This is a genomic window from Streptomyces sp. KMM 9044 (assembly GCF_024701375.2).
GTDB lineage: Bacteria > Actinomycetota > Actinomycetes > Streptomycetales > Streptomycetaceae > Streptomyces.
Genome location: NZ_CP113912.1, coordinates 23,807 through 49,896 on the forward strand (window position 1 = coordinate 23,807; position 26,090 = coordinate 49,896).

21 protein-coding genes and 1 pseudogene are annotated in these 26,090 nt (G+C 68.3%); 16 read left to right on the top strand and 6 right to left on the bottom strand.

Annotation, left to right across the window (positions count from 1 at the left end; all coding sequences use genetic code 11):
• Nucleotides 1-1,128: 1,128 nt before the first annotated feature.
• The 6 genes from HUV60_RS33125 to HUV60_RS33145 all read left to right on the top strand — a co-directional run bounded on the left by HUV60_RS33125 (nt 1,129) and on the right by HUV60_RS33145 (nt 6,587).
• Nucleotides 1,129-1,581 (top strand): MarR family transcriptional regulator, encoded by a 453-nt coding sequence (locus tag HUV60_RS33125; protein ID WP_257854019.1) that lies wholly within the window; start codon nt 1,129-1,131, stop codon nt 1,579-1,581.
• The gene (locus HUV60_RS33130) at nt 1,578-1,889 is read left to right on the top strand and encodes a replication initiation protein, RepL2 (RefSeq protein WP_257854020.1); all 312 of its coding nucleotides are present in this window, start codon (nt 1,578-1,580) and stop codon (nt 1,887-1,889) included. The genes HUV60_RS33125 and HUV60_RS33130 overlap by 4 nt, the downstream gene beginning before the upstream one ends.
• 1,058 nt (nt 1,890-2,947) lie before the next feature.
• A complete protein-coding gene (locus HUV60_RS34225; protein ID WP_443047570.1) occupies nt 2,948-3,241 on the top strand; it encodes an NACHT N-terminal helical domain 7-containing protein in 294 nt (97 codons plus the stop codon).
• Nucleotides 3,190-3,543 (top strand): hypothetical protein, encoded by a 354-nt coding sequence (locus tag HUV60_RS33135; RefSeq protein ID WP_257854022.1) that lies wholly within the window; start codon nt 3,190-3,192, stop codon nt 3,541-3,543. The genes HUV60_RS34225 and HUV60_RS33135 overlap by 52 nt, the downstream gene beginning before the upstream one ends.
• A gap of 663 nt (nt 3,544-4,206) precedes the next feature.
• Complete coding sequence (locus HUV60_RS33140) at nt 4,207-5,472, top strand: ParA family protein (RefSeq protein WP_257854023.1); 1,266 nt, start codon at nt 4,207-4,209, stop codon at nt 5,470-5,472.
• Nucleotides 5,469-6,587, top strand: a complete 1,119-nt coding sequence (locus HUV60_RS33145) for a ParB/RepB/Spo0J family partition protein (protein ID WP_257854027.1) — start codon at nt 5,469-5,471, stop codon at nt 6,585-6,587. The genes HUV60_RS33140 and HUV60_RS33145 overlap by 4 nt, the downstream gene beginning before the upstream one ends.
• Before the next feature lie 593 nt (nt 6,588-7,180).
• Here HUV60_RS33145 and HUV60_RS33150 read toward each other — a convergent pair.
• Nucleotides 7,181-8,128 (bottom strand): sigma factor-like helix-turn-helix DNA-binding protein, encoded by a 948-nt coding sequence (locus HUV60_RS33150; protein WP_257854028.1) that lies wholly within the window; start codon nt 8,126-8,128, stop codon nt 7,181-7,183.
• Between the two features lie 274 nt (nt 8,129-8,402).
• A complete protein-coding gene (locus HUV60_RS33155; RefSeq protein ID WP_257854029.1) occupies nt 8,403-8,732 on the bottom strand; it encodes a hypothetical protein in 330 nt (109 codons plus the stop codon).
• Between the two features lie 710 nt (nt 8,733-9,442).
• Between HUV60_RS33155 and HUV60_RS33160 the strand changes: the two genes are divergently transcribed.
• Together HUV60_RS33160 and HUV60_RS33165 are read left to right on the top strand one after the other, a co-directional pair.
• On the top strand, nt 9,443-10,540 hold the full coding sequence (locus tag HUV60_RS33160; protein ID WP_257854030.1) for a bifunctional DNA primase/polymerase: 1,098 nt from the start codon (nt 9,443-9,445) through the stop codon (nt 10,538-10,540).
• 334 nt (nt 10,541-10,874) lie between these two features.
• On the top strand, nt 10,875-11,237 hold the full coding sequence (locus HUV60_RS33165) for a DUF6009 family protein (protein ID WP_257854031.1): 363 nt from the start codon (nt 10,875-10,877) through the stop codon (nt 11,235-11,237).
• A gap of 43 nt (nt 11,238-11,280) precedes the next feature.
• On the opposite strand, the gene HUV60_RS33170 is transcribed toward HUV60_RS33165, so the two are convergent.
• Together HUV60_RS33170 and HUV60_RS33175 are read right to left on the bottom strand one after the other, a co-directional pair.
• Nucleotides 11,281-12,045: an SDR family oxidoreductase gene (locus tag HUV60_RS33170; protein WP_257854032.1), complete on the bottom strand. Its 765-nt coding sequence runs from the start codon at nt 12,043-12,045 to the stop codon at nt 11,281-11,283.
• A gap of 145 nt (nt 12,046-12,190) precedes the next feature.
• Nucleotides 12,191-13,183, bottom strand: coding sequence for a ScbA/BarX family gamma-butyrolactone biosynthesis protein (locus HUV60_RS33175; RefSeq protein WP_257854033.1), 993 nt, complete (start codon nt 13,181-13,183; stop codon nt 12,191-12,193).
• A 688-nt stretch (nt 13,184-13,871) separates the two neighbouring features.
• On the opposite strand from HUV60_RS33175, the pseudogene HUV60_RS33180 reads away from it, so the two are divergent.
• The 3 genes and pseudogenes from HUV60_RS33180 to HUV60_RS33190 all read left to right on the top strand — a co-directional run bounded on the left by HUV60_RS33180 (nt 13,872) and on the right by HUV60_RS33190 (nt 16,759).
• Nucleotides 13,872-14,329: pseudogene (locus HUV60_RS33180) on the top strand (TetR-like C-terminal domain-containing protein).
• Between the two features lie 210 nt (nt 14,330-14,539).
• On the top strand, nt 14,540-15,793 hold the full coding sequence (locus tag HUV60_RS33185; RefSeq protein WP_257854034.1) for a hypothetical protein: 1,254 nt from the start codon (nt 14,540-14,542) through the stop codon (nt 15,791-15,793).
• A 135-nt stretch (nt 15,794-15,928) separates the two neighbouring features.
• Nucleotides 15,929-16,759, top strand: coding sequence for an AfsR/SARP family transcriptional regulator (locus HUV60_RS33190; protein WP_257854095.1), 831 nt, complete (start codon nt 15,929-15,931; stop codon nt 16,757-16,759).
• An 83-nt stretch (nt 16,760-16,842) separates the two neighbouring features.
• On the opposite strand, the gene HUV60_RS33195 is transcribed toward HUV60_RS33190, so the two are convergent.
• Nucleotides 16,843-17,670: an AfsR/SARP family transcriptional regulator gene (locus HUV60_RS33195; protein ID WP_257854035.1), complete on the bottom strand. Its 828-nt coding sequence runs from the start codon at nt 17,668-17,670 to the stop codon at nt 16,843-16,845.
• A gap of 512 nt (nt 17,671-18,182) precedes the next feature.
• On the opposite strand from HUV60_RS33195, the gene HUV60_RS33200 reads away from it, so the two are divergent.
• The 3 genes from HUV60_RS33200 to HUV60_RS33210 all read left to right on the top strand — a co-directional run bounded on the left by HUV60_RS33200 (nt 18,183) and on the right by HUV60_RS33210 (nt 22,018).
• Complete coding sequence (locus HUV60_RS33200) at nt 18,183-19,100, top strand: AfsR/SARP family transcriptional regulator (RefSeq protein ID WP_257854036.1); 918 nt, start codon at nt 18,183-18,185, stop codon at nt 19,098-19,100.
• Between the two features lie 394 nt (nt 19,101-19,494).
• Entirely contained in the window at nt 19,495-20,865 is a 1,371-nt protein-coding gene (locus HUV60_RS33205) for a condensation domain-containing protein (RefSeq protein ID WP_257854037.1), read from the top strand.
• A gap of 505 nt (nt 20,866-21,370) precedes the next feature.
• Nucleotides 21,371-22,018 carry a ScbR family autoregulator-binding transcription factor gene (locus HUV60_RS33210; RefSeq protein ID WP_257854038.1) on the top strand — a complete coding sequence of 216 codons (648 nt, stop codon included), beginning with the start codon at nt 21,371-21,373 and terminating at the stop codon, nt 22,016-22,018.
• 7 nt (nt 22,019-22,025) lie between these two features.
• Here the strand turns inward: HUV60_RS33210 and HUV60_RS33215 are convergent, their stop codons facing one another.
• Nucleotides 22,026-22,166: a hypothetical protein gene (locus HUV60_RS33215; protein WP_257854039.1), complete on the bottom strand. Its 141-nt coding sequence runs from the start codon at nt 22,164-22,166 to the stop codon at nt 22,026-22,028.
• A 553-nt stretch (nt 22,167-22,719) separates the two neighbouring features.
• Here HUV60_RS33215 and HUV60_RS33220 point away from each other — a divergent pair.
• The gene (locus tag HUV60_RS33220) at nt 22,720-23,589 is read left to right on the top strand and encodes an AfsR/SARP family transcriptional regulator (protein ID WP_257854040.1); all 870 of its coding nucleotides are present in this window, start codon (nt 22,720-22,722) and stop codon (nt 23,587-23,589) included.
• 145 nt (nt 23,590-23,734) lie between these two features.
• A complete protein-coding gene (locus HUV60_RS33225; RefSeq protein ID WP_257854041.1) occupies nt 23,735-26,029 on the top strand; it encodes a (Fe-S)-binding protein in 2,295 nt (764 codons plus the stop codon).
• The last annotated feature ends 61 nt before the right edge of the window (nt 26,030-26,090 follow it).

Genomic DNA, 26,090 nt, shown 5'->3' on the forward strand with positions numbered 1-26,090 from the left:
CAAAGTCACCTCCGACCTGCTCCTGGACTTCATATACACGCAGGTCGCGGATCACCGGTGTTCCCGGCACCGCGGCCATTGCACCCAGACTCCCCCAGGCACCGGCCGTGCACGATCGTGCTGGACAACACGTCGCCCCACGTCAGCCGGCGCATGAAGGAAGCCCGCTCTACTCGAGAGCCTCGGCATTACCCTCTTCCACCTGCCGCCCCACAGCCCCGAACCGAACAAGATCGAGTGGGTGGTGGGCGTGGTCGTGGTTGTGGTGGTGCTGTTCGTGGTCCTGGTGCTCGTCTGGGGGAGTGGGTGCAGCGCGCAGTATCTGCGCGGGCCGGGCGGGGCACGGCTGCTGCGTGGCTCGCAGGATCGCAGTGTGCTGGCGCAGCCGAAATGCGGCTCTCACCGCCTACGGGTCGGTACATCCTCGGCCCTGGGGGCCTCCGGTGCACCGACGGGGCCCGCAGGTGCTCGGGCGACCGAGACTTGTTGGGAGGGCTAACGAGCTGCGTGGCTGAGGTCCGCACGGGCTGATGGAGGCATACGTGGCGGGTGATTCGTCGACTGAGGCCGCATCGTGGCGTGCTTTCGTCGGCTGGGAACGGGGGAGGGAGCGCGGCTTTTTGTCGACCGGAGTGAGGGGGCGACGGATGTCAACGCTTGGTGGGGAGGTGCTGAGGGACGCCTCGCGCGACTCCCTTTGGGAGCACGGTGTGTGGGTGGGGCCGTCGCAGGTCACAACCTGTCCTGCTGTATAAGAGGGCGCAGCGGAGAAAAGTACCCTGACCTGCAAGAACACCCTTCTGCATCAAGTCCTGACGATCTGGCAGCCGGTTCTGAGCATCGTGCACCCGGTTCCTGAGGGCAGGTCAGGCAGCTCTGGCAACCGTTGTGCCCATGTTTCGAGAACCGTGACTACGTCTGCAGGATCTGACCAGATTGACGTCAGGTACATCAGCATGCGTCTCTTCTCCGTAGGGCGGCTCCAGCCGCGGATCGATGTCTGGTGGAGCGACACGCCCTGGAAGCGGAGTTCATGAACTCAACGCTCATGTACGTTAGGTTCATCTGGTGGGCCCTGAGGGTCGCCGCTCATTGACGCTGAGACAATGCCCGACTTTGGAGGGCCTCTTGGGAGCAGTACGCAGACTGGTCGATGCCGATACCGGCGAGGCCCTCCCATACGCGCCCTACGCCTTCTCGGGTGAGCACATCCAGGTGGACAAGGTCAGAGTCGAAGCGATCACCGAGAGCAAGGAATTCACCCCGAGCCAGAAGTACATGGTGCTGTGGTGGATCGGTGTTTCCCCCCAGGGCATGGCGCCACTGAGGGCGACCGGCGCGGACATCGCCAAGAAGGTCGGGATGACCGCCGACGCCGTCGGCAAGATCAATCGGAAGCTGCTCAAGCGGCGGATCCTGATTGAGCGGGGGCGCATCGGCAACTACAGGCTCTACCGAGTCAGTCCTTACATTGCCTTCCACGGGACCGGTATTGAGCAACGGGAAGCGATCAGGACGTGCAACCCGCCGGACATCCCCGGCTTCGACAACACGACCCCTTCACCGTGGGAGGCCCAGTGAACAACGACGACAAGCGCAAGCTTCTGGACGTCCTCCACCGCACAGCAGGCATGACCGCCAACCAGCGCCTGGTCATCATGCTCTACGCGATGCACCCCACCGACCGCGCCGGTGCCGTCGTGGAGACCGGAGCCAAGCTCGCCGAGCTCGTCGGCATGTCCCCGACCGTGTTCTCCCGCACCCGGCGCCAGGTCGTAGAGGCCGGATGGCTCGAGGAATCCGAGCGGCTCGCTCACATCAGTTACTACCGGCTCAGTGCGAAGTGCACCGGCGAGGACGTCGTCGTCCCCCTGCGCCGCGCGACCTGAACGGCTCCGAGAAGCAGAACTCATGTACGTGAGGTCAATGAGCACCGACCTCAGGGCCGGTGCTCATTGACCTCACGTACATGACGGTCCGGCGCCTCCGGGCATGGACGGGCGAGCAGGCGCCCCCGGCCGGCGTCAGGTGCTGAGCAGGCAGGGACGGCCTTCCGCGTACTTGAGGCGGGTCGCCGGGGTGGCGGGGCCGGCGGCGACCCGGCCACGGCCGGAATCTCCGCTCTTGCTTCACCCGCGGCAGACCCAGACACCGAACGGGAGTAACCGCAGGCTGCACATCGACATGTGAGAGCGAAGCGGTCTATTCGAATATTTCTTCTCATAAGCGACGGGTGGAAAGGGGGTGCGGGCGGCCGATCTCCAAGTCGCCGGCATGGCGGGACCCTTGAGCCTCTGGCGGGTCGGCAGAAGGGCGCACAGGCGATTCTCGTCCCCGGGGTGGACGTGAGTGCTCCGTAAGTGTGCCGAGTCGGTGTACATGTGCTCGACACTGGCGGAGTCCGGAGGCACGTACTCGGCGTCGCGTTCTTTGAGCAGACCCGTGACTCTGCTGCTCAATTCGGCGAGCGATCACGTGCCATGCTTTCAGGGCTCGGCCGCGCCCGGCCTGCCTGCATCTGCGACGCGCTCTGAAGGCCGTATCGGCACGGCGTCATCACGCCGGGTAATTGCGCAGCAGAGTCGCAGACCCGTGACTCTGCTGCTCAATTTGAGGGAGGGTCACGCACCGCATCCGAGAGGGGCCGGCCGGGGCCGGACCGCCTCCCCCGCGAGGCCCGTTCCCTGCGCCCCGTCGACAGGCCGGCGTCACTCTCCGCAATGGAGCAACAGAGTCGACCTGGACTCTGCTGCTCCATTGCGGAGAGCGATCACGTGCCGTGCTTTCAGGGCTCGGCCGCGCCCGGCCTGCCTGCATCTGCGACGCGCTCTGAAGGCCGTATCGGCACGGCGTCATCACGCCGGGTAATTGCGCAGCAGAGTCACCCGTCGCGCGGGGCCGCTATGCCAGAGTGCCTCGGGGAGCCGTCGCAGTTGCCGAACGAACCATGGGGGTGCGGCGTGGGGCACGCAGGCTGCTGTCGTTTTCAGACGCATTGTCGCTACTGGGCAGTGACCTGCCTGTCCTCGCAGCGCTGGATCGGGCACTCGGTGAGGCGCTGAACTTCGCAACAGGCGCGGTCGGCGACGGCCTTGTGCAGATTGCCGACGCCAGAGGCAGCGTGCCGATGCTCGGCCGAGCCGCCGTGTGGGGTCAGACTTCCGCCCTGTCCCTCCTGGCGCGGCGTACATGGACCGAGCAGGGCAGGGAACGGAGACCACCCTGCGGGCTGGCGCCCTGACACCGCCGGACCCGGTGGACATGAACTGGCTGTACCGCTATTCCCAGGGCAACGACGGACCGGACTGGTCCCGTACGTACTGGGACGACCTCCGGCATAAACTGGACGTGCCGGGCGGCACGAACGACGCCGTCGTACGGCATGCCATGGACCCGGTCTTCACATGGCTTGGGCCGGCCGTCACCACGTTCCTCACCTCACCCGGTGGGCAAACCGCCTCCCTGGCGCACGATCTGCTGGAACTGCTGCTCAGCACAGCTGCCCGTCCAGTGAAGAGGAAGCCGTGCGCGCTCGGGTGCTGAGGGGTCTTGAGATCGTTCCGCCCGAGGTGCAAGTGCGGATACGGCGACTATTCGCCGAGCATCCGAGCCCGTCCGCGGGGTACGGCTCTTCGAGCGTCTCATGAAGGGCGGTTGAGCGTGATCCTGGCCGTGCATCCCCGTATGAGGCCGTCTGCTTGGCCCAGCCACCTCGACGCGTCGGGCCTTGCGAATGACGGATTCTCCAGTTACTGAAGCTGCAGGGCCGCCTTCGCCGCTGCGGGCCAACCGGTCGATGCTCCTTGGCCACCACTTCGGACAGTCCGCCTTGGCAGCCAGTGTTGGCGGACCAAGTACTTGCCTGCTGAGCTTCGAGAACGCTGTGCGGAGCAGCCTCGCAGCCGACGCAGGGACGACATCGCCGGGAGGTTGACGGACCGGACTGCGACGTGATGCCCATTCGGCTTGCCGGCCTCCTCTGGATGCCGACCGGCTCCTCGTTGCCGGGCGGGGGTTGGCCTTCTCGCCCTCACGAATGCTCTTGGTGTGCCGTAGCGGTGATTACGGCGTAATCACCGCGGATGGCTGGCCTGGTGTCCCCTGGTGATTACGGCGTAATCACCAGGGGACACCAGAGTGTTCCGACTTGGTCTAGCTAACGTGTCAAAGCTGCCATGGATCATGAACGTTAGTATGGTGTCTTCTATGAGTTCGCCAGTCACCTCCAGCGACCGCGAGAAGGTCGTCTCCAAACTGCCGGGATGGCTCCGGCAGAACCTCAAAATCAGAGCCGCTCAGCACGGCATCGAGATCCAGTCCGCCGTCGAACGGGGCATCAGCGACTGGTGCGACCTGGCTTCCACCACCGCGAACATCGACACCGCCGGTGCCGACTCCTTCTCAACCTTCCTGCCACCCGGCCAGTGGGAAGAGTTTCGGCAGACCGCCGTCGACCGGCGCGTCTCACTCATCCAGGGCCTCGCCCAGTCCGTCCAGCTCTGGCTCGACACCAACCCGGCACCGGACATCCAGCGGCCGGCGGTCACCCGCCGCATCATCGTCTGCAACCAGAAGGGCGGAGTCGGCAAGACAGCCATCACTGCCGGATTGGGCGAGGCACTGGCTGAAGACCCGAACACACTCCACCCTGTACGTATCGCGAAGGCTCTCAGCAAGGCACTGCGTGCGAGCCAGACACATGCCGACGAGACCGGGCCGGACGGTGATCCGCTCGACATCGAGAACCTGCCCGGGCCCGGACTGCGGGTGCTGCTCATCGACTTCGACCCGCAGTGCCACCTCACCAACCAACTCGGCGCCACACCACTCCCGATGAACGGGGACAGCCTCACCAACCACATGGCAGGTGACCCCAAGGGCGACATCCGCGACCTCATCGTCTCCGTCGACGCCGATACTTTCGCCGGCCGGCTTCACCTCCTGCCCGCCTGCAACGACGCGTTCCTGCTCGATGTGCGTCTGTCCGCCGTCCGGGCCCGAGAGGCCGCGCTGGAGCGTGCTCTCGCCCCACTTGAAGCCGACTACGACGTCATCATCGTCGACTGCCCGCCCAGCCTCGGCCTCAGCATGGACGCCGCCGCCTACTACGGTCGTCGGCGCAACGGGGAAAAGCCCGGCCAGTCCGGTGCCCTGATCGTCGTCCAGGCCGAAGACAGTTCCGCCGACGCCTACGAACTGCTCACCGCGCAGATCGACGACCTCCGCAGTGACCTTCAGGTGGACATGGATTATCTCGGCATCGTCGTCAACCTGTACGACTCCCGCCGCGGCTACATCGCCACCTCATCCCTTCAGGGATGGGTGGACATAAAGGATCCCAGGGTCGTCGGACTCATCGGAGATCTCAAGGAACAGAAGGAAGCCGTCCGAGTGAAGAAACCCTTGCTTTCCTACGCGCCCAAGTCGCAGCAGGCAGTCGGCATGCGTGCCCTGGCCAGGGAGGTCCTGTGAGCAGGGCCGACCAGCTCGGCGCCGGCCGGTTCGGCGGGGGAGTACGTCCCGTCAGCGCACGCCGCCAGGCCGTCGCTGCAGCCACCGGAGTCCCCACCGAAGGCATCGCCCCGCCCACAGAGCTCCCCGTAGACCGCATCAGTCTCAACCCCGACAACCCCCGCTCCACACTCGGAGACCTCACCGACCTTGCGGGCAGCCTGAAAACCCACGGCCAGAAGCAGGCGATCACGGTCATGAACCGCGATGCCTACATCAAAGCCAACCCCAACCGCGAAGCCGACCTCGAACCGGACACCACCCACATCGTCATCGACGGCAGCAGTCGCCTCGCAGCCGCCCGCGAAGCCGGACTCGTCACCCTCAAAGTCATGGTCAGCGACGATCAAGGCACCACCTCAGAGGAACTCCTCGAGTCGGCTCTCGTCGCCAACATCCACCGACAAGACCTCGAAGAACTCGACGAAGCCCGAGCTCTTCAACGACTCCTGGCCATCCACGGAAGCCAGAGAGCCCTGGCCAAGCGGCTTCACCGCTCCCAGGGCTGGGTCTCACAGCGCCTCGCCCTGCTCAACCTGACCCCTGAACTTCAGTCCCGCATCGGCAGGGAATCCATCGACCTGCTGCGCGCAGTCGGCAACAAGCCCGCTGACCAACAGGAAGCAGCCCTGGAAGAACTGAAGGCGGAACGGGCCCGGAAGGACGAGAAGGCACGAGTCGCCAAGGCTGAAGAGAAGCAGCAAGCCAAGGACACATCCGCTGAAGGAGGTGCGGGCAAGAGCGTTGGTGATTACGCCGTAATCACCAACGTGCCGAACGAAGCGTCAGTGAGGGGGACGACTGCTGCAACACCAGAGGCAATCCCCGAACCGCGTTCGGACTCACCCGCACCAGCCACCAGCGAGAACGCGGCAGCCGAGGAAGCCCGGGTCCGCAAGGTGCCGTACGACGAGCCCGGTTCCCTCGCCATGCTCCTTGACCGGAAGATCCCTGCCGAAGACGTCTTCTTCGACCTGCTTCGGTTCCTCAGCACGAAGGCATTGGAGCGCAACCCGAGCCGACTCGGTGAACTGGCACGGTCGCTCGCTGAGCAGGCGGCCACGCGGGTCGACTGACTCCACGCGTCTCGCTCCTTTGCTGGAAAGGCGAGGGAGCGAGACCAAGCAGCTCGAGGCCGCAGCAGTTCGCTGCTTCGCGGTCGGGTCCCCACCTGCGACTGACCGCTTCCGAACGACGGCGCGGGCTGTCGGAGCGTCAGATCCGTCTGCCAGCTGTTGCGGGACATGACGCTGGCAACACAGGCCAATGCCGGGGAGAACGAGGTGTTTCAACGGGAATCGGTCAGGCAGCGCGCGGGTTGTGTCGAGTCCTGAGTCAGACAGGGTGAGGGCTTTCGGCCGCGCCGTCAGCCCCCTGAAACACTGAGTTCGTAGCTCTGTCGTCGCGCCGCATTCTGCGGTGGGACGAGTGTGTCCCTGAGGTCGGCCGCGGTGACGAGATGACCTTCTCGTGCCTCTCCTCACCTCGGAACCGCTCGATGCCTCTCCTGCTGTACGGGCAAGGGCGAACGGTGCCCCCTGCGAGAAGCCCACCACCGACGGCGCTCGCAGGGCCCGCTCCTGGATGAGGTGCCGGATGCCGGTGGATCAGGGACCTGACGCCAGTACGGCGGAGTGGGAATCCGAGTCCCACCGAAGCCTCCGACGTCTCACTCCTTCCTGTGCAGGTACTCGTCAGAGACGTTGGCCGATGCGGTCGCCCATGGGGATCTGCCGAGGGCTCCTCGTTTCGTCATACCGGTCCGCTCGGCACGCGACGGCTTCTCGGAGTTGCGCACGGCGTAGAGCCCGGTGACGAGGCCGTCGTCGATACGCACCGCCACGACGGTGTCGAGCGCGCCGTCGAGCCGGAGGACCAGTGCCGGGTGGCCGTTGACCTCCGCCGGCCGCGGCGACGTCCCGGCGGCGGCCCCGCCCGACCCGGCGGCCAGCAGGCGGGCCACCTTGTCGGCCCCCACGACGGGCCGCAGGACGGCCTCCTCGGCTTCGCCACCGTCACCCAGGAAGACGACGTCCGGCGCGAGGGTGTCGAGCAGACCCTGCAGATCACCCGCTTCGACCGCCCGCCGGAACGTGTCGAGCGCGCCCCGGGTTCCGGCCGGGGAGACGACCCCACGCGGCCGGCGCGCCGCGACGTGTGCCCGTGCCGGGTGCGCGATCCGGCGGACCGCGGCCGGGCTCTCGCCGACGGCTTCGGCGGTCTCGTCGTACCCGAGGTCGAACACCTCGCACAGCACGAACACCGCCCGCTCGGTCGGCGTGAGTGTCTCCAGCACCAGCAGGATCGCCATCGAGACGCTGTCGGCCAGCTCGACCTCCTCGGCCACATCGGGCGTGGTGAGCAGCGGCTCGGGCAGCCAGGGGCCGACGGACTCCCTGTGGCGGCCAAACGTACGCAGCCGGCCCAGCGCCTGACGGGTGGTGATCCGGACCAGACAGGCGCGCTGGTCGCACACCGCGCCGAGATCGACGCTCGCCCACCACAACCAGGTCTCCTGCAGGACGTCCTCCGCGTCGGCGGCCGAGCCGAGCATCTCGTGGGCGATGGTGAACAGCAGGTCTCTATGGGTGACGAACGCGCTGGTGGCGGAGTTCACGCGACCGCCTCGTGTCGGCGGCTCGGTTGTGCCTTTTATTCGCTCGCTGCGCTCGCCCAAGGCTGGCTCCTGCCTGCTCGCCGTCGACCGTGTCGCACACGTGACGCAACTCGCCACCGCTTTGTGACGTCCATGACCAGTGACGTACGTCATATGAACCCCGCCGTTTCAGGCAGTCGCCGACCCCGTGGCGGTACCACACCGTTGCGGCCTCGACCGGTTCATGCCAGCGCGCGGGGATGTGTCCACGTGTCACGGCGAACTCGAGCAGCCCTCACCCCGTCCTGAGCCGGTCCAGCGGGAAGCGCAGAGAGATGTGGCAGCTCATGTGGTGACCCGTGACCGACGGCGCGGCCCCATCAGGAGTCCGCCCGGCCCCGGTCGGCGGGTGCTGTTCGTCGGCTTCGACCCGCAGCGCCGTCTCACCCGTCGACCGGGTGTCACTTCCCTGCCCGTGAACGGTGACAGCCTCACCCACCGCATGGCGGACGGCCCCAGGGGCGACCTTGGAGACCTGATCGTCGCCCAGGCCGAGGACAGCTCCACAGACGTCTGCGGATTCCTCGCCATGCGGATCGGCGCCCTCCGGGTCGGCGTCGGACACTTCGGCATCGTCGTCGACCTCCACGGCCCGCGGCGCGGTTGCATCACCACGTCCTTCCGTTCCGGTGGGGGAATGCGATCCGTCGGAGCTCACCGTCAGACGGTTGCGGCCGACACCGGCGTTCCGGCCGATGGGGTGGCTCCGCCCCCCAGAGCTCTCCCGGCACCGGATCAGCCCCGACCCGGACCGCGAAGCCGTCCTGAAGGAACTGAAGACCGGGCGTGTGCGCAAGGAGCCGTGGGAGAGGCACTGCGCCTGCGCCCGGAGCGGTGCTTACGCGCAAGCGAGCGGCCGGCGCCGGTCCCCGACGACGGCGTCATCAGGAACCGTGGGGGAGAGGCCGCGCCGACCAGTGACCGTCTCCGGAAACCGGGGGTATCGCTTTTCGGTCTCCGGAGAAAGCAGCAGACCGGCGCGGTTTCTTGGAGGGATCAGCGACTGAAGCGACTCAAGTTCTGAACATGTGAGGACACCGATGTGCGGCAGGGGGTGCGGATACGCGCCGTGGACGGGGGCGTTGAGTCGCTTCAGTCGCTGCTTTCCGCGTTCCACTCCTGTGACCTGCGGCTTCGCGATGCGACAGCGAGCTACCGAGGCAGGCGCGATCGCCGCCTCCAGGCGGTCCGGCCGGTGGGGCCCAGCCGCTTCACCGGTCTGGCTAATCTGTCTCCGTCACTCGGTAGCTTGGGTCCCTGACGGGGGAGGTGCGCATGGTCCCTGGGCTGAGGGGCTCTCACAGCCGGACAACGTGGCAGGCCTCCGCCGGACGGTCGCTGGCGATCGCGCGGTGGTGTGCCGGCCGGGGCTGGCCCGTTCACCCGCTCGCTCCGGGGCGCAAGACCCCAGCAGGCAACTGCGACGCCTGCCGAGCGCCAGGGCACACCCACCGGGGCTGCGGCTGCCAGGCGGCCGGCCGCTGGTGTCACGGATTCCACGCCGCCACCCTGGACCTCGCCCTGATCGAACGGTGGTGGGGCGCCAACCCGGGACTGGGCGTCGGCATCGCCTGCGGCCCCGCCGGCCTGGTGGTCCTCGACATCGATGCGCACGAACGCCGGCTGCCGCGCCCGGAAGGGCTGCTGCCCGGTATCGAGATCTCCGCGAGCATCGATCTGACCGGGCTGGCCAATGGCTTCCACACGATCGGCGTCCTGGCCGCTCTGCGGGCCTCTCCCAGCCCGGCGGACGACGAGACGACCCTGCGCGTGCGCACGCCCTCCGGGGGCCTGCACGTGTGGTACCGGGCCCATCACGGGCACCGCTGGCAATGTTCCACCGGATCGGGCGGCCGAGCCCTGGCCTGGCAGGTCGACGTGCGGGCGCACGGTGGGTACATCGTCGCTCCCGGCACCGTGACCGAGGCCGGGGCGTACGAGGCGGTGGGGGTGGTGCGCCATCCTGCACCGTTGCCCGGATGGCTGGCGGAGGAACTGAAGCGTACCGGGCATCTGCCGCCCGTGCAGGGGCGCGCATCCAGGCCGGTGCCGTCGCGGGCCCGGCAGGCCGTCCTTGCCGCGGGAGGCAGCCACGAGACCGCGAGCCGGGTGCTGGCCCCGCTGCTCGGGGAGGTGGCCGCCTGTGCGGTCGTACCGGAAGGGGCCGCGTTCTCCGAGAAGTTGAACCGTGCCGCCTACACCGCGGGAGGGCTGGTCTCCGGCGGCCGGCTTGGCGCGGACGAGGCGGAGCGGGTGCTGCGAGAGATTGCCGAACAGGCCCGGCCGGGGCAGGAGCGGCGCTGCGCCGCCATCATCCGCAGCGGACTGGACGCGGGACTGCGCCGGCCGCTGTCCCCGGGGGGACGCGCGTGATCCGTACGGTGGTCGGGCCGGGTCTGCTGCGATGCCGGGAGACGGGTGATGATCATGCCACGGTCACCTGTGTGCGTACGGATGCCCGGGCGCGGGCCGGTGGATCCTCCCATCCGGAATTGGGTCACACGCACGCTCGGAGCGGGACGAGAACACGCCTACGCTGCCTATGAGGCGTGATGCCACAATGAGGAAGTCCGGGTCATCTGGTCACGTACCTTCGGGGCCACCCGGTTCGCGGAGGAGTGGGACCGGTGGCGCCCATGGAGGAGATGACAACCAATCAACGCAAGTCCCGTTGGGGCGTCGGGCTGGTCGCCGATGAGGAGGCGCCATGAGCTCTCTCATCGCGGAGGACGAACTCGTGCACGAGGCCGGCTTCGTGTGGCTGGAGGACACCGGCACGCTCGACTACGTCCGTCAGAGCCTTGACCGGCTGCCCACCCGCCGCGGCAGGCCCGCCTACCACCGCGACGGTCGCATGGTCGGCTACGCCCTGCTCCGCCCCGAGGCCAAGCCGTCCCGCTCCTCGGGCACCTTCCGCCGCCGGGTGTTCTGGCTGCTGCCACACGACCGGGACACCGCCCCCGACGGCCTGTACGCGACCGGTGCACCGGCCGAGGCAGTGGACCCGCGCACCCTGGCCCCCGGCAGCAAAGGACGCAAGACCGAACGCTCCAAGGGCATGTTGGTGTAGTGGCTCGGGTGACAAACCCCTGCGCGGCCGCGCAGGGGCGCGATCAGAGACGGGAGCCGCCGCTGGCGTCGAGACACTGGCCGGTGATCCAGCGGGACGCGTCCGATGCCAGGAAGGCGACGACGTCGGCGATGTCGGCCGGCTGGCCGACCCGGTTGAAGACGGACAGGGCGGCGAGTGCCGCGGTGGCCTCCGCCGTGACCCGCTTCTCCACGTTCATGTCGGTCTCCACGAACCCGGGGCTGACCGCGTTCACCGTGATGCCTCGCGGGCCGAGTTCCCTGGCCAGGGCCAGCGTGAAGGTGTTGAGGGCTCCCTTGGCCATCGCGTACACCACGGACCGGGGGTACGCCACCCGCGTGGCCGCCGACGAAATGATGATGATCCGGCCTCCGTCCCGCAGGTTCTTCAGGCCTCGCTGAACGAGGAAGAAGGGGGACTTGGTATTCACGGCGAACAGCCGGTCGAACAGCTCGGGTGTCACCTCGTGGATGCGTGCGGATCCGCTGATGCCCGCATTGCTGACGAGGATGTCGAGGCATGGCTCTGTTCCCTGGGCGGCCAGCCCCTCCTCCAGCCCGGCGTACAGGGCTTCGATGTCACCGGGCACCCCCAGTTCGGCGCCGACGGCGAAGGCTCGCCCGCCCTCCTCGACGATCAGCTCCCGGGTCTGCTGCGCGGCCGCCTCGTTCCGGCCGTAGTGGACCGCGACCAAGGCCCCCTCCCGGGCCAGCCTGCGCGCGATCGCCCTGCCTATTCCGCGGCTGGCTCCGGTGACGAGCGCGGTTCTTCCGGCTAGTGCATCCATGTCTCAGCTCTTCCTGACGGCCAGTGACATCGGCGCGCGGCTGCGACGAGCACGCGCCGCCACCGGAACGACCTGTACCTGCGGCAGTGACCGGACGAGGACGGGACTTCCGCGCGGCACGCGGACGGCGGGGCGCCCGAGGGGGTCAGGCGGTGGACGAGGCCACGGTCACGGTCGAACGGAAGACGACGTCCTCCGCTTGGCGGCCTTGCACGAACACGGCCTCCCGGCCCGGCTCCCCGCCGGAAACGCGCCGAGCCTCGATGAAGCAAGGCGCATCCAGTTCCACGTAGCGCATGAAGTCGGTCTCGACGCTCAGTGGCAACGAGCCACGGCCCAACGTGGCTGTCGTTGCCTGCCGGGCCGCCTCGATCAGCGCCATGCCCGGCACGTGATCGACCGGGTGGTCGAAGAGCACGGGGTGGCGGATGTCCGTCCGCAACTGCCAGCGTCCGGTTTCTTCAGTGGGTGACAGGACCACGTCCATCGGGAGCAGTCGGCCCACGGACTGCGGGGGCAGCGGAGCCGCAAGCGGAAGTTCGGGGCAGCCGCCGTCGGGGCGCTGCCGGCCACGGATACGTCGGTAGACGGCGGGGGATGCACAGGTGAAAGACGCGCCGCCCGTCGCCACGGCGTGACCGTCGCGTCGAAGCACCGCTTCGATGCGGCCGGCAACGAGGCGGCCACGGTGCCGCTTGGTGTCGAAGAAGGTGACGTCGAGGCCGATGGAGGCTGGTGCGCTGCCGACGAGAAGCCGGCCGGGATGCACGCTGAAGTTGAGATTCCGCATGAGGAAGTGATGGCCGAGGGGCACGCCCAGCTCGGCGTGGCAGAGGAGGACTCCGGCCTGGCGGATCGTCTCGGCGGCGATCAGTGGATCGTGACAGCCCTGCACGGCGGTGAAGAAACTGTGGCCGCGGGGCCACTGGGCGGCCACGGCGAAATGACTGCTGTCCCGGCGCTGCCAGTCGGTGAGCATGACCTCGGCAACGCTGGCACGGTGGACGAATTCTTTCGGAACAGTGGTGGTCAAGGACGGGTGGCGGAACAATCCTTTTTCCGCGAGTGTCGCCGTCTCGTCCTGGGAGAATGGTGCGCTGGATGTGAGGCGTTCGGCGCGGAACGTGCTCGCGGACATAGCTGCTTCCCCCCTGAGCGGCAGTGGCGCATTGGAGACCGGTTGACTCCGGCATCCCGAAGGTACCTACCGTCCGGTTTAGTTTCTAGCGGTAGGGATCATTCCGGGTCTTCGAACTTGATGGGGGTACCGCCGACCGTCGGCACCTCGGCACCCGCCGACTGCCCGTCGAACGTCCTGGTCGGGCGGCGCTCCGTGGGGCGGCCGAGGCACGTCGGCCGACGATCACCCCCACCACTTCGAAGAGCCATCATTCCGGCCGCGGGGAAAGCGGAATTTTGTAGTCCCGTATGATCCGGTCGGGTCTCGCCAATCGCGCCGAGCCGGGCATCTCTTGAGGTCGGCGGCAGTCCTTTAATGAGTGCCGTGTGGATGATGAAGAGACTTCGAGTCATTTCGGCCGGAATCGCGGGGCGCCGGCGCTGCCGGATTTCGAGCAACTCTCAAGTAATTCTCCATCGTTCTGATCAGACCCTGGGAAAAACGGTTCTGAACCGCCCCGGGCGCCGCCGCCTTCGCGTCACGCGGTCCCGTCCCCACCGGAGAACCGGCTGAGCGCGAGTGTGAGCGCGTCGGCCACCGCCCGACCGGATGGCACGGCATCGTGCCATCACCTGCAGTCTCCGTCGTCGCCATCGAAGGGCTCCACCGTGCAGGGCCGCCCGGACCTGCGCAGGCGGCATCCGCGGTGCACCGGTACCCGAGGGCCTTCGGCGAGCCGGGCCGCGAGATCATCGGCGCCGTCCCCCCTCGAGGGCGCCGCCGGGATGGCCGCGGCGCTGCGGGCCGAGGCCTCCGCCGCGGACGGCCCGCGCGCCCGGGTCACCGCACTCGCCCGCACTTACCTTGACTTCACCGAGCGCAACCCGGCGGTCTACGACGCCATGTTCCAGCTCGGCGGCGGCCGGGCGTTCGCGCGCGAGGACACCCCCGAGCCGCTGCAGGACGCCTTCGCCGCCCTGCCGGAAAGCCTCGGCGAGATCGCCGGGGACGGGCGTCCACCCGGCACTGTTCACCGAGGTGTTCTGGGCGGCCCTGCACGGGCTGGCGACCCCGCCCCGAGCGGGACGACTGCCGTCGGCGGACGCCGAGCAGAGAGTGGAGCTGCTGGTGGACCGGCTCGCCATGGCCTGCCACACCGTCTGAACGGACGGGCAGCCGGGGTCTTCCAGTCCGGCTGCTGACCTGCGGCATCGCTTCTGGTCACTCGCGTCCACGCGGCGGAGCCGCAGATTGCAGGGCCCCCGCGCCCCTGACGAGGCCCAGATCCATCGTCACCCCCTGCTCCGCGCACCTGCCGAAAACGACCGTGACAGGTACCGCGAGAACCGGACCAGAATAATGGGATGAAAATCCATGTGCGGGGCAAACGCCGCCGACCGGCACGCGACGCAATGGGAATCCGAGCTTGGAGCCAGGGGCGCGGTGCGTGTGCCGCGCGCCAGGGTGGTGCCCCTGCCCGCCCCGCCCGCGTCGTACACCGCGGCGGTCGAGCGATACCTCACCGGCGCGGGCATCGCGAAGGCCTCCGCGCGCATTTACCGGATCTCGTTGACGACGCGGGAGCGGATGTTCGCCGGTGAACCGGCGCCGACCGGGTCCGCCCGCCGGGGCGCGAAGCCGCCCCTCTTCCCCGTCACGGCGATCGACGATCCGGCCCTGCCGGAGATGCTGGCCGAGCTGGCGGCGGCGCAGGCGGAGGAGACGGACGCCGACACCGTCAACCGGGAACCGCCCATCGCCCGCAAGGCAATCGGCTGGTGGCGGTGCCAGGGCTGGATCGAACGCGACCCGCCGATCGGCATCGAGCGGCGGTCGGCACCACCCGACCGCACCAAAGCCCTGGCCGAGAACCAGATCGCCGCCCTGCGGCGCCTGGACGTCGCCCTGCGGGAGAGGACTCAGTGGAAGATGCTCCACGAGTCGGCGGCGCGGGCCGACGAGGTGCTGTGCCTGAACGTCGAAGACCTGTACCCGCAGGACAAGCGCGGGAAGATCACCGCCAAGGGCGGAGCGACCGACTGGTGCCCCGGGCAGGGCCGGTTCTTCGCCCCGGGGGGTGAGATATCAGCCGAGGAGGTTCTTGTGGATACGGCCGTCCTTGATGATGACGGCAAGATTCTTGTCCGGGTCACCCAGCAGGGGGAGGTCCTGGGGGCGCCTTCGACGAGGAGGACATCGGCCCAGGCACCGGCCGTTCTCTGGCCGAGCTCAGCCTCCTTGTGGGGATTGCGTTCGCCGGACAGTCGGAAGAGCTCGGCGTTGCCGGACGTGGCGATCCTCGGTGCCTCGGCGGGGGTGAAGTCGAAGTGGGGGGACAACCGGGTGAGCATCTCGTTCTGCAGGCCAACCTTCTCGGGTTCGAGCAGCAGGTCGGTGCCGAAGGCGATCTTCGCGCCCTCGTCTTGTGCCCACTTGCTCGATCAGGTCCTCCGGCTCCCCGTCCTGCCGCACCCGTGTTCCTCTACCCACCCGAGATCACTCGTTCAGCTCAGCGAGACGCCCAGTGAGGGGAAACGACGACCACCACGGTCACGCAGCGCTGCATGTCCGTTCGCGGTAGCCATACGAGAACAGGGCGGCATGGCTGAATCCCAACCCTCTTGGTGATCGACACCGGCCGAACATTGACAAACCGACTGTGCTGTTTTTTCATCGAGAGAGGTTGTGCAGCCGTGGCCCGGCAGGCACGCAGGCTGAGACGCGGAGGCCGAGCCTGATCCGCGTAAACCGATGGGGGAGAGAGTGGACATCAAGGTGCTGGGCGCGCTGTCGGTGCGCGAGAACGGGGTGTCCGTCCTGCCGACGGCACCCAAGCCACGGCAGGTGCTGGGCCTACTGGCCATCCACGCCGACCAGGTGGTCCCGGTGTCCGTCCTGGTCGACGAACTGTGGAGCGCCACCCCACCACGCAGTGCCCGCACCACGCTGCAGACATACATCCTGCAGCTGCGCGAGCTGATAGGCACCGCACTGGCTTCCGCCGAGAACGAGCAGTGCACGGCCAAGGACATCCTTACCACCGTTCCCGGCGGTTACCGCCTGGAGACACGGGGCGGCACCGTCGACTACCGGGAATTCGAGCGCCGCGCCGGAGTCGGTTACCGGGCCATGGACACGGAGGACTACGCGGGCGCGGTCCGTCAACTGGCCGATGCCCTGTCACTGTGGCAGGGGCCGGCCCTGGCCGACATCCGGGCCGGCAACCAGATCGAGATGGAGGCCAGGCGGTGGGAGGAGGCCAGGCTGTGCGCGCTCACCCAGCGCCTCGACGCCGACCTGCGCCTGGGGCGGCACCGGGAGCTGCTCCCGGAACTGACGGTCCTTGTTTCCCAGCATCGGACGCACGAGAGCCTGCACAGCCAGTTCATGCTGGCGCTGCACCGTGCGGGCCGGAGCAGTGAGGCCCTCGACGTCTACCAACGACTGCGCACCACGCTCGTCACGGAGCTGGGCTTGGAGCCCTCGGCGCCGCTCAGCCGGCTGCAGCGCTCCATTCTGACGACCCGACCCGACGAAGCGGCCTCCGTCCCCGCAACGAGCGGCAGCGACCGGCTCGTCGGCCGGGCGAACTGACCGACGGCGTCGGCCGGGCGCCGGACTGCCCTGTCCCGCCAGCCTCGCAGCGGCCGGTTCCTCGGAGCGAGGACGAGCCGGCCTCATCTCCGGGTGGCGTACAGGTCGAAGGTCGATGTCCCCCGTGAGTCAGCAACGATGTCAAGACGCGGGTCGACGGAGAGCATCGCCTGGTACATCCGCTGCAACTGCGGCGAGGGCTCCACACCCAGTTCGTGATCGAGCCGCTGGCGCAGCCGGCGGTAGACGTTCAGTGCGTTCGCCCGACGGCCGGACCGGTACAGCGCCACCATGGCCTGCGCGTGCAGACCCTCGTGCTGGGGGTGCCGGGCTATCAGGTCGGTCAGTCCGGCGACGAGTTCGGTGTGCCGCCCCAGCCGGAGCTCGGCGTCGATCCGGCGCTCACTCGTGACCAGACGGGACTGCTCCAGCCGCATCACCTCGAGCTCGAGGACCGCTCCGACCTGGACATCGGCCAGCGGGGGGCCCTCCCACAGGGCGAGCGCCTCTCGCAGTAACGAGGCTGTACGTGCGTCGTCGCCGCTCTCGAACGCACGCTGGCCCTCGGCCACCAGGCGGTCGTACCGGTACACGTCGACCGCCTGGGGGGAGATCTGCAGCAGGTAGCCCCCGTAGCGGGTGGCGAGCATGTCCTTGGCCGAGCCGGCCGCCTCGGGGCCCATGGCGGTGCGCAGCATGCGGCGCAGTTGGAGGATGTACGTCTGGAGCGCGGTCAGCGAGCTCTGCGGCTGATCGGCGCCCCAGATCTCCTCCGTGAGAGTGGACACCGGCACGACCCGACCGGGACGGAGCGCGAGCAGTGCCAGGATCTGGCGGGGTTTCCGCGCGGTCGGGACGATGGAGACTCCTTTCACTTCGGCATGCAGTGCACCCAGCACCTTTATGTTCATTCTTCCCCCGTACCGTTTCCGAAGCTGTCGGCTAAGTGCTCTGTCGAGTCTCAAATAGTGTCTGTTCTTCGATTTCTGCGAAGTTTTCCGCTGGCCGACCGCAAGGTGCCCTCCAGTCTTTATGGAGGCTTGCACCAGATGGACTCAAGCATTCCTCCATCGGTCCGTGAGTAAGGGTTCTGACGTATCACTGACGCGACCCTGACAAGGTATCAGTGAACGGCAGACGCGTGGAGGTGCCTGTTCCAGGGGCAGGCTCGTACTGCTAGTTTTCCTACCATGGTGAAGGAATTGGAGAGCGCGGCCGCCCACCGGACGGAGACCTCTCCTCCTCAGGGGACTGACAGCCCTTCTGACGCCGACGAGCTGCCGTGAACACCTGCCTGCGAAAACGGTCAGCCAGTCCGACGGCCAGGGAGTGGAATCCGCGTCGAGCATGCCGAAACCGGCGTTTTGAGGACTCATTAGATTTCCCGTGCGAGGGTGGGATGGAGTTTCGGATTCTGGGTTCCGTGCAGATCTACGATGACCGCACCGACCTGCGGATCGTGCCCGCGGGCGCCAAGCAACGTGCCTTGCTCGGGGCTCTCGTGGGGAAGGCCGGCCAGGTGGTGCCCTCCGACCGCCTCGTCGACGAACTGTGGGGCGAACAGCCACCGGCCAATGCGGCCAATGCCCTGCAGGCCCATGTGGCCCGCCTGCGGCGGCTGTTGCCGGTGACCGTCGGACCGGGGAAGCGGCGGCACGAGTGGCTGGTGACCCGGCCCACGGGGTACGTACTGCGTCTGAACGGGATCGAGACCGATGCGCAGCGCTTCGCGCGCATGGTCGCCGAAGGCCGGGCGCTGATTCCCGTCGGTCCCGCCGGCGCGGCCGATGTCCTGCGCGAGGCCCTCGCCCTGTGGCGGGGAGCGGCCCTGGAGGGCAGCGGGCGCGGCGCCATCTGTTCGGCGGAGGCCTCGATGCTGGAGGAGAGCAAGCTCGTCGCCATGGAGGCCCTGTACGACGCGTGCCTGCGCGCAGGCCGTGGGGAGGAGATCACCGGCGAACTGGAGGAGCTGACGATCGCCCATCCGCTGCGGGAGCGGTTCTACGAGCTGCTGGTGACCGCGCTGCACCGGTGCGGTCGGCAGGCGGAGGCCCTGATCACGTACGAACGGGCGCGTCACAGGCTCCGGCACGACCTGGGCATTGCCCCGGGGCCGGCACTGCGCGGCCGTATGGAGGCGATCCTGCACGGCAGGGAGGGGGCGGACGCGGAGGCTGACCCCGTAGGGGGAGCACCGTACGCGCACGACGACACCGACGTACGGATGCTGCGTGACGAGATCGCCTCGCTGCGCCGTCGCGTTGAGCGGCTCTCCCAGGAACAGCGAGACCTGGGCGGGCGGCTCGACCGGCTCATGGCGCAGGAAGCGCCGAGTCTTTAGGGAGGGGCGGGATGTCGGGGCGGCTGGGGCACGCGTGCGGCGGACGCCACCCGGGCGGCCAAAACCGCACGAGCAGACGGGGTCCGCTGTCCGGCCCGGCACCGTTGCTTGCGCCTGCGCCCTTCGCCACCCTTCTCGAAGTGAGCGCGAGCGGCCCGCGAGCCGTATCAGAAGTTCGTCAGGCCGCTGGCGGAGAACCCCGTCACGATGTGCCCGGAGGGGCACACCCGGGGGACGCCGTCCTCCAGGGCCCCAGCGACCTGCGGCCCCGTCCGGGAAGTGGCAACGGCCCAGAGGAGGAAGAGACATGACGGGGTGGAGCCATCGGCGGAGGGGACAGATCCGCCCCCTCCGCTCGGCGGTGACCGCAGGTGCTTCGGGACCGTCCGTGCCGGTGGCCCGGCCGCAGTACGACGCGTTGCTCGACTCCTGCACGGACCGACACACCGGACGGTACGTGGAGCAGGTCTGGTGGTACTGGCACGGACCGCTGGACACCCAGCGGTTCACCGCAGCCTGGCAGTCCGTCGCCGACCGGGAGGTGATCCTGCGCGCCGCCTTCGAACGGGAACCTCAACCGCGCGTCGTCTTCCACAACGAGGTCCGTGCGGAGGTCGTGCGGCATCCGGCGGGTACCGTCGACCGGGACGAGCTCCTGGCACGCGACCGGCTGCGCGGCTTCGACCTGGGCCGCCCCGGCCCATTGCGTGTCACCCTCGTCGATGTCGGCGAGGACGCACGCCCGGCGGCCCCGCGCGGCGCCGCGGAGGTCACCTGGGTTCTGCTCACCTTCCACCACGGGCTGCTGGACGCCCGGAGCGTGTTCGTACTGCTGGACGAGTTCAGCCGGGCCTACCTCGAAGGCGGCGTGCTGCCGGGCGGCGAACGCCGGCCGGACCTCCGCGACTGGGCACACTGGCTGGAGCATCAGGACACCGCCCCGGCGCAGGACTTCTTCAACCGGATCGCACCCGACGGACCGCCCGTCGTGCAGCCCGCTCTGCCCGGACCCCGGACCCGGCAGAGCGGATGCGGCCGGGCCGATACCCGGCTGGTTGCCTCCGAGGCGGACCGGCTGCACCGGTGGGCGGCCGCGTGGGGCCTGCCGGACTCCAGCGCTCTGCACGCCGTGTGGGCGCTGCTGCTGTACCGGGCGGCGGACGCCACCGGTCCTGCCCCGGTGGGCTTCGGCGTCACTGTTTCCGGGCGCGGCATCGCCCTGGACGCCGTCGACCGGCTGGTCGGGCCGCTGCGCAGCTGCCTGCCGATGACCGTGCGGGTCGACCCGGCCCAGCCGGTGATCCGGCTCCTGGAGACCCTGCGCGACCAAGCACTGGACCTGGCCGCTTACGAGTGGGTCTGCATGGAACAGGTCCACGAGTGGACCGGCCCCCCGGCGCCAGGACGGCTGCTGGACAGCCTGGTCTCCGTGGAGACCACCTCGCGGCCGCTCGCCGATCTGCGGGCCCGGCTCGCCGATGCCGGTGTCCGGTTCGGGGAGCAGTACGCCAGCGGCGCGCACAGCCTCCTGCTCGCCGCCCTGCTCGCCCGGCCCGCCACCGACGGTTCGCTGACCCTCTCGGCCGTTCACGACCGGGCCCGGCTCTCCGACGCCGATGCGGGCATACTGGTCGACCAGTGTGCCCGCCTGTTGCGCCATCTGCCCTCCATCGGGGAGACCGAGACCGTCACCGAAGTGCTGACCGTGCTCGGTGGGGACGAACCGCCCCGTGCCGCACCGCCGCAGCACGGCACGGGGAGCTGACACATCCGGCGGTCCGCCCGGAGGGGGAGCGACGGAGGGGGAGCGACGGAGCACTGTGTCCTTCGTCTGCCGCTCAGGAGGAAAAACGCAGGTCGGAATGGCCTGTGCGGCAGGTCAGCGACCGAAGCGACCGAGGGGACGGGTATATGAGGACATGGGTATGCGCGCGCCTGCGTCATATATAGGGGACTTGAGTCGCTTCGGTCGCTGCCTTCGTTCCCGTATCCATCCCCACCTGCACTGTTATTCGGTTATCGGGAGCCTGCCCCGGAGCTCCGGCCGCTGCCGGGCTTACCCGCGAGTCGCTGTACCGGGGTACGCGGTTGCCCTCGTCCGGGCACGTCGACGACGACGAGACGGCGTGACGCACCGCGCTGCGGCGGGCGAAGAATGGCCGAACTCGGCAGCTGCACGGACTGAAGGACGAAGATAATATACCTCCTGAGCGGTTTTTTTCTGTGCTCTGTACAGGCCTGAGATGCATGGTTCGGGGAAGGGAGGTCCGGTGGCCCAGCAGGAACGTGCGGTCAGGACCCGCCGGGCAGTACTGGAGGCGGCCGCGGCCGTCTTCGCGGAGCACGGGTACGCGGCGGCGACGGTCGCCGACATCCTCAAGACCGCCGGAGTGACCAAGGGCGCGTTGTACTTCCACTTCGACTCCAAGGAAGCGCTCGCCAGGGGCGTCCTGGAGATCCAGACGGAGCAGGCGTTGCCTGAGCAGGAGATCAAGCTCCAGGAAGCGGTGGATGTCGTGATGACGATGGCCCACCGACTGGTGCACGACCCCCTGCTACGGGCCGGCGCCCGCCTCTCGGCCGATCCGGTCGCCGCCCGCAGGCACCACGGCAGCGCCTGGCCGTTGTGGGGCGACGTGCTGACAGGGCTCATGACCGAGGCCCAGGAGAGGGGGGAGACCGTGGCACACATGGTGCCGCGAGAGGTCGGCGAGCTACTGGTCGGCGCACTCAACGGGGTACAGCTGTACGCTCAGTTGGAGACCGACCTCGGCGACGTCGAGTTCCGGGTCTCGGTGCTGCTGAAGCACTTGCTGCCGTCCATCGCCGCGCCCGCGGTCCTGGCGCGTCTGGACGTGGCTCCGGACCGGGGAGCCCGAATGGTGCGCGAGTCGGCCCATATGCCGGTCTCCGCCTGAGGCCCGCTCACGGAGACCGTCCTGCGAGGGCGCCGGGCGGGGGCGTGCCGACAGGCCCGGCGCGCAATCCGGCGGACGGCAGTTTGCGGTGGACGGTGAGGGCCTTCGAGCGTGCGCCCGCAGCCAGGACGTTTTCGTAGGCGTTCATGCGATTCGGACCTGTCTCTTTCGGCGAGAGGTGAGTGGGGCGCCAGCCGGCGCGCGGCGTGTGACACGCGTGATCGACAACGATCCAGTCCTGTGGCCGGTCCTGTGCCCCCGCCGAGGCAGGCCGGTCCCTGAAACCGTCGGACTGCCACGGGGCGTGGCAAGAGGCGGTTCTTGAGTGATTCCTGAGCACTTCTCGAGTCCGCTGATCCACTGTGGCCCAGGTTGTGGACGGAGAGTCGGATGCACGCCGGTTAAAACCGCGCGCCAGGTCTGTTAAGCCAGCCATGGGTGTCTGGGGTGTTCCCCCTGCCGCCCGTCCTGTCGGAGCTGACTCGCAGGGGAGAATGCGCGAGCCTGGGTGCCGTCGGGCGGGGTCGGCGCCGTCCGACGGCACATGAAGCTCCAACTGTGCTGATTGAAGCGGGAGTTGTACAGGCACGCGTGTACGGCGCAACAAAACAGCACAGCTGGTTTGCCGTTGACAAACCGTCTGGCCTGTTTTGTACTCGTGTGGTGCTGGATGGCAGCGCACTCACCTAGGGGGCAACGGCGTGCAGATCGACGTACTGGGCACATTGGACGTCAGAGAGAACGGGGCGTCCGTCACTCCCACCGCACCCAAGCCCCGACAGGTGCTCGCCCTTCTGGCGCTCCACGCCGACCAGGTGGTTCCGGTCTCCGCTCTCATCGACGAGCTGTGGGCGGGCCGCCCGCCACGCAGTGCGCGTACCACGTTGCAGACCTATGTTCTGCAACTGCGCGACCTCATCGCGCGCGCACTGGAGAAGGAGACACCCGCCGCCGGCCCCGCGGCCCTGCTGCGGCGCAGGGTCAAGGACGTCCTGGTCACCTTACCCGGGGGGTACATGCTCGCCTCCGGAGGCGGGTCGAGCGATGTCCGGGAGTTCGAACGGCTGGCGGGCATGGGGTACCGCGCGCTCGACGCGGGAGACTTCCAGGGTGCCTCACGCCTGCTGCGCGAGGCACTCGCCCTGTGGACCGGCCCGGCCTTCGCCGACGTCCAGACCGGTGCGCAGCTGGAGATGGAGGCCAGACGGCTGGAGGAAAGCCGCCTGTGCGCCCTCGATCAGCGCATCGAGGCCGATCTCCGGCTCGGCCGCCATCGCGAACTGCTTGCCGAACTGACCGTGCTGACCAGCCGCTACCGCACCCATGAGAATCTGCACGCCCAGTTCATGCTGGCGTTGCACCGCTCGGGTCGGCGTGGCGAGGCGCTCGACATCTACCACCGACTGCGCAGCACTCTCGTACGGGACCTGGGCCTGGAGCCCTCGGCGCGGCTGCGCCGACTCCAGCAGTCGATCCTGAAGGCCGCGCCGGAGGCACCGCTCACGGAGGACCGGCAGCCGCCCGTCACGGCTCCCTCCCCCCGCGAGAGCGGCATATGCCCGCCGGGCTGAACTGATGTACGGGAAGCGGGTGGTGTCACGGCGGCGCAGATCACCGTGACTCCCGCTGTGGCACGGCGCGATAAGTGAGTAGCCTCAGACCAATCGTTAAGTTACCCCTTAGTAGGTGACCTTCGCCGGCTTGAGGAGCCCGCTCATGCAACTCGTCGCGATCATCGTGTCACTGACCCTGATGGTGGTCGGCAGCGCGCTGTTCTGTCGCGCCACCTCGCAGATCCTTCAGTTTCTACGGCTCGGCCAGCCCCTCCCGAAGGGCTTGCGGACCGACAATCCCCATCAGCGCAGTGTGACGCTGGTCAGGGAGTTCGTCGTCCACACGCGCATGAACCGCTGGGGCGCCATCGGAGTGGCGCACTGGTTCGTAGCGGTGGGCTTCTACACGCTGCTCCTGACGCTGGTCAACGCCACCGGGCAGCTGTTCAAACCCGACTGGGTGCTGCCGGTCCTCGGTGACTGGGGGCCCTACAACATGTTCGTCGAGTTCCTGGGCACGATGACGGTGCTCGGCGTCCTGGTCCTGATTGCCGTCCGGCAGCTGAACCGCCCCTCGGCTCCGGGTAGCAAGTCGCGCTTCGCGGGCTCCAGGACGGGTCAGGCGTACTTCGTCGAGACCGTCATCGTTGTCGTGGGCACCTGCATCGTGGTGCTGCACGCCCTGGAGGGCGCGCTGCACCACGTGGACCACTACCAGGCGTCGCACTTCATCTCGTACCCGCTCGTCGAGTGGTTTCAGGGGGTGAGCCGGCCCACCCTGGAGAACCTGGTGTACCTGGTCGCCATGGTCAAGATCGGGACGTCGTTCGTGTGGATGATCGTGGTGTCGCTGAACATCGACATGGGTGTGGCGTGGCATCGGTTCCTGGCGTTTCCGAACATCTGGTTCAAGCGTGAGGCGGATGGTGGGACGGCGCTGGGTGGTCTGTTGCCGATGACGTCGGGTGGCAGGCCGATCGACTTCACCGATCCCGGTGACGACGATGTGTTCGGTGTCTCGCAGGTCGAGCAGTTCTCGTGGAAGGGTCTGCTGGACTTCTCCACCTGTACCGAGTGCGGGCGCTGCCAGTCGCAGTGTCCCGCCTGGAACACCGGTAAGCCGCTCTCTCCGAAGCTGCTGATCATGTCGCTGCGTGATCATGCGCATGCCAAGGCTCCCTATCTGCTGGCCGGCGGTGGCAGGAGCGTGGAGGGTGAGGAGAGGGCGTCCGTGGAGGCGTTTGAGGACGTGCCGGCCGCGGCGCTGGCGGAGGCCGGGCGCCCGCTGGTCGGTGCCCTCGAGGAGAACGGTGTCATCGACCCGGACGTGCTGTGGTCCTGCACCACCTGCGGGGCCTGTGTCGAGCAGTGCCCGGTGGACATCGAGCATGTCGACCACATCGTCGACATGCGCCGCTACCAGGTGATGATCGAGTCGGCGTTCCCGTCCGAGGCGGGCACGATGCTCAAGAACCTGGAGAGGAAGGGCAACCCCTGGGGCCTGGCCGGGAAGCAGCGCCTGGAGTGGACCAAGGAGGTCGACTTCGAGGTCCCGGTCGTCGGCAGGGACGTCGAGGACCTGTCGGAGGTCGAGTACCTGTACTGGGTGGGCTGCGCCGGTGCCCTGGAGGACCGGGCCAAGAGGACCACCAAGGCCTTCGCCGAGCTGCTGCACATCGCGGGCGTCAGGTTCGCGATCATGGGCGGTGACGAGAAGTGCACCGGCGACTCGGCGCGCCGTCTGGGCAACGAGCCCCTGTTCCAGGAGCTCGGCACGGAGAACGTCATGTCGCTGAACGCGGCCTTCGGTGAGGAGACGGACGACGAGGGCGGGGTCACCGGCGGGGCGGGGAAGCCCAGGTCGGCCAAGAAGATCGTCGCCACCTGCCCGCACTGCCTCAACACCCTCGGCAACGAGTACCCCCAGCTCGGCGGCGACTACGAGGTCATCCACCACACCCAGCTGCTCCAGCGTCTGATCGACGAGGGCAGGCTGATCCCGGTGACCCCGGTCGAGGGCCTCGTCACCTACCACGACCCGTGCTATCTGGGCCGGCACAACAAGATCTACACGCCTCCGCGCGAGATCATCGCCGGTGTTCCGGGCCTGCGCAACGAGGAGATGCACCGTCACAAGGAACGCGGCTTCTGCTGCGGCGCGGGCGGCGCCCGGATGTGGATGGAGGAACGGATCGGCAAGCGCATCAACGACGAACGCGTCGACGAGGCCCTCGCCCTGAACCCCGACATCGTCTCCACCGCCTGCCCGTTCTGCCTGGTCATGCTCACCGACTCGGTCAACGGCAAGAAGAACGACGGCAAGGCCGGGGAATCCGTCCAGGTCGTCGACGTCGCCCAGCTCCTGCTGCAGTCCGTCAGAACGTCGGCCCATGGCGACGAGCCCCCCACGGGCACGTCCGACACGGAGAACGCGCCCGAGCCGGAGCCGGTGAAGTAGCGCTGCAGAAAGCAGCGATGTGACCGTGGCTGAGGGGCCGCCCCGACGGCCCCTCAGCCAC

What these genes read in the sequence shown, in the direction of transcription:
- HUV60_RS34225 (WP_443047570.1), top strand. Translation starts at nt 2,948, where the DNA reads ATGGGGGTGCGGCGTGGGGCACGCAGGCTGCTGTCGTTTTCAGACGCA.
- HUV60_RS33135 (WP_257854022.1), top strand. Translation starts at nt 3,190, where the DNA reads ATGGACCGAGCAGGGCAGGGAACGGAGACCACCCTGCGGGCTGGCGCC.
- HUV60_RS33140 (WP_257854023.1), top strand. Translation starts at nt 4,207, where the DNA reads ATGAGTTCGCCAGTCACCTCCAGCGACCGCGAGAAGGTCGTCTCCAAA.
- HUV60_RS33160 (WP_257854030.1), top strand. Translation starts at nt 9,443, where the DNA reads ATGGTCCCTGGGCTGAGGGGCTCTCACAGCCGGACAACGTGGCAGGCC.
- HUV60_RS33165 (WP_257854031.1), top strand. Translation starts at nt 10,875, where the DNA reads ATGAGCTCTCTCATCGCGGAGGACGAACTCGTGCACGAGGCCGGCTTC.
- HUV60_RS33170 (WP_257854032.1), bottom strand. Translation starts at nt 12,045, where the DNA reads ATGGATGCACTAGCCGGAAGAACCGCGCTCGTCACCGGAGCCAGCCGC.
- HUV60_RS33175 (WP_257854033.1), bottom strand. Translation starts at nt 13,183, where the DNA reads ATGTCCGCGAGCACGTTCCGCGCCGAACGCCTCACATCCAGCGCACCA.
- HUV60_RS33185 (WP_257854034.1), top strand. Translation starts at nt 14,540, where the DNA reads ATGTGCGGGGCAAACGCCGCCGACCGGCACGCGACGCAATGGGAATCC.
- HUV60_RS33195 (WP_257854035.1), bottom strand. Translation starts at nt 17,670, where the DNA reads ATGAACATAAAGGTGCTGGGTGCACTGCATGCCGAAGTGAAAGGAGTC.
- HUV60_RS33215 (WP_257854039.1), bottom strand. Translation starts at nt 22,166, where the DNA reads ATGAACGCCTACGAAAACGTCCTGGCTGCGGGCGCACGCTCGAAGGCC.
- HUV60_RS33225 (WP_257854041.1), top strand. Translation starts at nt 23,735, where the DNA reads ATGCAACTCGTCGCGATCATCGTGTCACTGACCCTGATGGTGGTCGGC.